This window comes from Campylobacter sp. BCW_4323, from assembly GCF_001763115.1.
Lineage (GTDB): Bacteria > Campylobacterota > Campylobacteria > Campylobacterales > Campylobacteraceae > Campylobacter_D > Campylobacter_D jejuni.
Map to the genome: position 1 here is coordinate 1 of NZ_MJYC01000037.1, position 6673 is coordinate 6673.

At 31.8% G+C, this 6673-nt stretch carries 4 protein-coding genes and 2 pseudogenes; 4 read left to right on the plus strand and 2 right to left on the minus strand.

Annotated elements, in window-relative coordinates; genetic code table 11:
* Positions 1-72, minus strand: a pseudogene (locus tag AJN60_RS10135) (hypothetical protein); the annotation flags it as partial.
* A 1250-nt stretch (positions 73-1322) separates the two neighbouring features.
* Here AJN60_RS10135 and AJN60_RS02505 point away from each other — a divergent pair.
* Positions 1323-1898: a cytochrome c3 family protein gene (locus AJN60_RS02505; protein WP_070285814.1), complete on the plus strand. Its 576-nt coding sequence runs from the start codon at positions 1323-1325 to the stop codon at positions 1896-1898.
* Positions 1899-1908: 10 nt separating this feature from the next.
* A complete protein-coding gene (locus AJN60_RS02510; protein WP_070285815.1) occupies positions 1909-4425 on the plus strand; it encodes a molybdopterin guanine dinucleotide-containing S/N-oxide reductase in 2517 nt (838 codons plus the stop codon).
* Between the two features lie 24 nt (positions 4426-4449).
* Here AJN60_RS02510 and zupT read toward each other — a convergent pair whose 3' ends face one another.
* Positions 4450-5325, minus strand: coding sequence for a zinc transporter ZupT (gene zupT / locus AJN60_RS02515; protein WP_052776816.1), 876 nt, complete (start codon positions 5323-5325; stop codon positions 4450-4452).
* A 168-nt stretch (positions 5326-5493) separates the two neighbouring features.
* On the opposite strand from zupT, the gene AJN60_RS02520 reads away from it, so the two are divergent.
* On the plus strand, positions 5494-5682 hold the full coding sequence (locus tag AJN60_RS02520) for a hypothetical protein (protein WP_070285816.1): 189 nt from the start codon (positions 5494-5496) through the stop codon (positions 5680-5682).
* A 43-nt stretch (positions 5683-5725) separates the two neighbouring features.
* A pseudogene (locus AJN60_RS02525) lies at positions 5726-6673 on the plus strand (cache domain-containing protein); the annotation flags it as partial.

The window sequence follows — 6673 nt, forward strand, 5'->3', positions numbered from 1 at the left end:
ATCATTGCTTTTTACTTCTATAGTAGAAACATTTTTTGTTTTATGGTTGATGAAGTCAAAGAAATTTTGCAAAGATTTAAAAATTGAATTAATTTTTGCACTTACCATATATTTTATACACATATATACAATAGCTGAAATTATAATTAAAAATATAATAACTACAGCAACTATAATTAACTGAAGATGATATAAAGGTTTTAAAACTGAATTTTTAGGGGTTGTTACAAGTATACTCCAGCGACTTGAATCTTCTAATGTACTAAAAGAAGAAACCGAAGCATAACTAGTTAAACCTGTAGATGTATAAAAATTATTGATTAAAATATCTCTATGTTCTTTAATAGCACTTAATATAGGAGCTACAGAAGGAGAATGGTTGTATTCATTGATTTTTTGCAAAATTGCTTTAGGATTTTCATGAATAACAAATGTTCCATCATCTGCAAGTAGCAATCTTTGATCTCCTTCGTGAAAATTTAAAGAAGGATCAAGTAAAGCTTTAGACATCTGTGAAAGCTCTAAAGAGAAACCAATAACTCCCGCAAAGTCTCCTTTTTGATTAAAAATAGGCATTCCTAAGTTTATTCCTAAAAATTCTCCATTACCATAATCAAGACGCTTAACTGAACCAAAAGTAACTTTTTGCTCTCCATTGTGCACATTGTTTTCAATTTTTGAGATTACAGGTATGCTGTTATACATATTTTTATTTTGTATAAATGTTTTAATACCTCCATCAATCCCTGGAGTTGAATCATTATAAACAATAGATAAATTTCCATTTTGAGTGTCTTTATCTTTATTTCCTGACAAGACTGAAAGATCTTTAATGTACAAAAAAGCATAAGTGGTATGCATACTTGAATCTAATGTTTTTTTGGTTAAATTTTCCAATACATTAATGTCAATATTCCCATTATCATTAATAACTTGTTGTATGCTAGTACCTAATGCTTTAGAGAGTAAAAAAGGTTCATTAAGCGTGGATTGCATATAATTTACATATCTTTTTGAAGCTATGTCTAGAGCAATTTCTGCTTCTTTTTCCATATTTTGAGAAACTTTCCATGATATGATGGCAATCATAAAGACTAAGCTAACCATAACACTTCCAATTACTGAAAGGGTTAATTTAGTTCCAATAGATTTTAACATTGTCTTCCTTTCTTGTATATTTATTTGCAAATTATAACTATAAAATACTTATTTTTTTCTAAAAAAGTTATTAATTATTAATTAATATTTTGTTAATGTTAATTAATAATTAAATTAAATAGTGTTAAAATACATTTACATCAAATTCATATTAAGGAATAGCAATGAAAAAGATTTTCATTTCTTTTGTTGTCCTAGCGACATGTTTATGGGCAGAAAATACCGCCTATACCGATGAAGTTGTATCACTTTATCTTAATAAAGATGATGCTAAAGTCATAGGAAGACTTTTACCTACAAATCCTTTTGAAGTGTTAAAAAGCGAAAATAACAAAGTTTTGCTAAAAATTGATGGTTATGTAAATCCTAAAGCACCTTCTGTAATTTATTTCAATGACTTTCAAAGAATTATTGTTGCAGCTTTTTCTAAAAATACAAAATTAAATTTCTCTCAAAGAATAACTGGAAAAGATGGAAAATGGGATAAGGTAAGCCTTGAAATTTGGGCAGATCAAAAAGAATTTGTCAAAGACAATAAAGAAATGTTAAGTCGAGCCAAAGAGCTTTTTGTAAATAACTGCGGAATTTGTCATGCTATCCACAAAGAAAAAGAATTTACAGCTAATGCTTGGCCTGCAATTTTCCGTTCTATGGCTGATAGAACAGGTATTGATAAAAAAGACAGATGGCTAGTTATAGAATACTTACAAAAAAACGCAAAAGATTTTAAAACAAAATAAGGAGAAAAGCATGCTAGATAGAAGAAAATTTTTAAAAATTGGAGCGAGCTTAAGTGCTTTACCTCTCATTCCAAGCTTAAGTGCAGGAAAAACCTTAGAAGCTTCAAAAGTTAGCCTTGGACTTGTAAAAAATGGAGAAGTGATTACCGCAGCACACTGGGGGATTTTAAAACTCACTATAAAAGATGGTAAGATAGTAAAAAGTGAACCTTGGGAAAAAGTTACAAAAATGGATAATCCTTTACAGCACTATACTGCCGATATGGTTTATAAATCTCGTGTGAAGTATCCTTATGTGCGTAAGTCCTACTTTGAAAATCCTGACAATCCTAAACCTGAGCTTCGCGGAAAAGATGAGTTTGTTCGCGTAAGTTATGGTGAAGCGATCAAGCTTATCGCCAAAGAGCTTAAAAAAACAAGAGATAGTAAAGGTGCAAGTGCGATTTTTGGTGGAAGCTATGGCTGGAAATCAAGTGGAAATATGCAAAACTCACGCATCTTACTTCATAGATTTTTAAATGTAACAGGTGGATTTGTAGGAGCTACAGGAGACTATTCTACAGGAGCTTCTCAAGTGATTATGCCTTATGTTGTAGGATCAATTGAAGTTTATGAGCAGCAAACCTCATGGGAAAATATCTTAAGTGATTCTAAATATGTTGTGATTTGGGGTGCTGATCCACTTTCTACTTTACGTATAGCTTGGACTTCAAACGAACAAAGAGGTTTGGCATACTTTGAAAAACTTAAAGACAGTAAAATCAAAGTGATTTGTATAGATCCTGTAAAAACCACTACAGCGAAATTTTTAAATGCCAAATGGATAGCTCCACGCCCAAATACCGATGTAGCTTTAATGATGGGTATGGCAAGCCATTTGATTGCTAAGAAAAAAATCAATTACGAGTTTTTAGACACTTACACTACAGGCTTTGATAAATTTAAAGATTATTTAGAAGGTAAAGAAGATGGAGTGAAAAAAGAAACCAAATGGGCAAGTAAAATTTGCGGTATCGATGAAAAAACTATCAAAAATTTAGCTGAAACTTTTTATGATAATCCTACTATGATTATGAGTGGTTGGGGTATGCAAAGAGCACATCATGGCGAACAGCCTCACTGGATGTTAGTTACTCTTTGTGCGATGTTAGGACAAATCGGCACAAAAGGAGGTGGTTTTGGATTAAGCTACCATTACAGCAATGGTGGTGTTCCAACTTGCAAAGGCGGAGTTATCGGCGGTATGACAGCAGGTAGCTTAGGAATTTGGAACAATGGTAAATTTAAAGGTTTAGCAAAAAGCGAAACTTCAAACGAAGATGCAGAATGGCTTCAAAATGCAGCGAGTTATTCTTTCCCTGTAGCAAGAATCGCTGATGCTTTACTTCACCCTGGAAAAACCATAGATCACAACGGCTCTAAGCTTACCTATCCTGATATTGATTTTATTTACTGGGTAGGTGGAAATCCTTTAGTGCACCATCAAGATACCAACACTAATGTAAAAGCATGGAGAAAACCACGCACCGTTGTGGTAAATGAAATTTACTGGACTCCAACAGCTAAAATGGCAGATATTGTTATGCCTGTAACTTCATCTTATGAAAGAGATGATATTACCATGACAGGAGATTATTCAAATATGCATATAGCTCCTATGAAACAAGCAGTTGAGCCTGTGGGTGAAAGCAAAGATGATTATGTAATTTTCTCTGATATTTGTAAAATTTATGGAAAAGATGTCTTTAATGCCTACACAGAAAATGGCAAAAAAGCTAAAGATTTCATCAAAGAATACTACAATAGCGCCCTAAAACAAACTCAAAGTTTTGGCGAAGCTTTTGCCACTCCTATGCCAAGTTTTGAAGAATTTTGGGCTAAAAATGAACCAATCACTTTTGAACCAACAGCTGAAAGTTTAGAATGGACTCGTTTTTCAGAATTTATAGAAGATCCTATCTTAAATGCTCTGGGTACAGATTCAGGGCTCATTGAAATTTACTCAGAAACGATTAAAAATTATAATTATGATGATTGCAAAGCCCATCCTACTTGGTTTGAGCCTATTGAATGGCTTGGAAATGCAACCAAAGAAGCACCTTTCCACTTACTTACAAACCACCCAAGAGATCGCTTACACTCTCAACTTTGTCACACAAGCTTAAGAGATACTTATGCAATAAAAGATAGAGAGCCGATTTTAATCAATTCCAAAGATGCAAAAAAACTTGGTATAAAAAATGGCGATGTAGTGCGCGTGTTTAACAAACGTGGCGAAGTTTTAGCAGGGGCTGTTGTAAGTGATGAAATCATGCAAGGGGTTGTAAGGCTTTGTGAAGGTGCTTGGTATGATCCTAATGAAAACGGACTTTGCAAATGTGGAAATGCAAATGTTTTAACCATGGATATACCAACTTCAAAACTTGCCAATGGCAATATCTCTCACACAGGGCTCGTAAACATAGAAAAATTTAAAGGTGAACTACCAAAACTTACTGCCTTTAATGCGCCAAAAGGTGTGAATTAAATTGCAAGAAAGCCGTAAGGCTTTCTATTGTCCAAGCAAATTTAAACTTAAAGCCATTATTGCCATTCCTAATATAAGTCCATATAAACTATCATGGGCCTTATCATAAGTTTTTGCAGCGGGCAAAAGTTCATCAAGAGATATAAAAACCATAATTCCTGCAATCACAGCAAAACTTATAGCTAAAGTAAGATCGCCTATAAAAGGCAATAAAATCAAAGCTCCAACAAAAGCACCCAAAGGCTCTGCAAAACCCGAAAGAGCTGAATAAATAAAAGCCTTTTTCTTATTTCCTGTAGCATGGTAAATTGGCAAACTCACGGCCAAACCTTCAGGGATATTGTGTATAGCCACAGCTATAGCTATAGCAATTCCTAAAGTAAGATTGTCAAGACTCGAAATAAAAGTAGCAAAACCTTCTGGGAAATTATGTATAGCAATAGCCAAAGCTGTAAAAATCCCTGTGCGTTTTAAAGCTTTAGTATTGATCTGATGCAACTTTTCTCCAGGATGAAATTTCGGAGGATTTTGTCCTTTTTGAGGTAAGGGACAAATTTTTAACTCGCTTAAATCCTCTTTAGGCTCGTGAGGATTGACATCTTCGGGGATTAATTTATCAATCAATAAAGATATTAAAATTCCACCAAAAAAACAAGCTAATCCCAAAAGCTCAGCCCAATGCGAATCATAGTGATTTTTAAAATCTTTCAGTGCAGTGGGTAAAATTTCCATGAAAGAAATATATATCATTACCCCAGCTGAAAAACCAAGTCCTAAAGAAAGTACCCTTAAATCATCTTTTCTAGAAAAAAAGGCTATTATAGAACCTATAGCTGTAGAAAAACCTGCAAAAAGAGTCAGTAGCATTGCGATAAAAATTTGTTCAAAGGTAAATTGCATTAATAATTCTTAACTTCAATAAAATTTTAATATTTTAAATACTTATATTTATAAAAAGTTAACATATGGTAAAATTACAAAAGATATTAAAATTTTTAAGAATATTTTAAAAAATTATAGAATACTATGCTAAGTTTTTTATAAATTTTTAAAAGTTAAGGAAAAAATATGAATTTTCGTTCTTTAAATATAAGCACTAAGCTTATTTTATCTGTAGCTATAGGGGTAATTTTAGGCATTATCGTATTAGTTTCAACAGTTTCCATATATATTTCTGAAAATATGGAAAAAGAGGCCAAAGATTCAATATTTTTAGCTTCAAAAAGATACACCAATTATATGGAATATTCTAAATGAAACTGTTGCACTTACAAAAGGAACCGCAACTTCCTTAAATGATATGTTTGAACACAATAATCAAGTTGATGCTGATTTGATTGAAAGCTTAATGAAAAATTTATTTGATAGTAGTTTATATTCAGCTTATACTTTTTTGTATTTAAAAGATACTTCAGTGCTAGGGGATGCTCAAGGAATTAATAAAAGATACACAAGTTCTGATGGTAAAACTTTTGCTATGATTTATTTTGATCAAACCACTGGAAAATCTGGAGGAATAGAAACAATTCAAACGCCAAATAATTTTAGTAATTTAAAGATTATAGAGCAAGTAGAAAAAAACGCTAAATATGGAGATAAAGACAGTTTATTTGTTGAGCCACCAACTAAACTTAACTACGATGGAAAAGATTTTCTAGGTATTAATTTTGGAATGCCTATTTTTAATAATAAAGGTAAATTGATTGGAGTTGCTGGATATACTTTAGATTTTTCTGAAGTTTCTGAAACCATACTTGACCCAAAATTAGATTTTTTTGAAGGGGATTTAAGATTTTTGATGACTGATAAAGGTGTTATTGCCATTCATAAAAATCATAATGCCATTTTAAAAACACTCAGTGATATAAATAAAGATCCCTCTGTGGAGTTAGTCAATAATGCTGTTAAAGAACACAAAACTGTTATAATAGATGATTATGTTGCTTCAACTGGAGATTTAAGCTATGCATCCGTTTCATCTTTTAGTACTGCAAATAATTCAAGTCGCTGGAGTATACTTGTAACAACCCCTAAAAATTCAGTTTTAAAACCTTTATATCATCTTCAGTTAATTATAGTTGCTGTAGTTATTATATTTTTAATTATAATTTCAGCTATTGTATATATGTGTATAAAATATATGGTAAGTGCAAAAATTAATTCAATTTTTAAATCTTTGCAAAATTTCTTTGACTTCATCAACCATAAAACAAAAAATGTTTCTACTATAGAAGTAAAAAGCAATGAT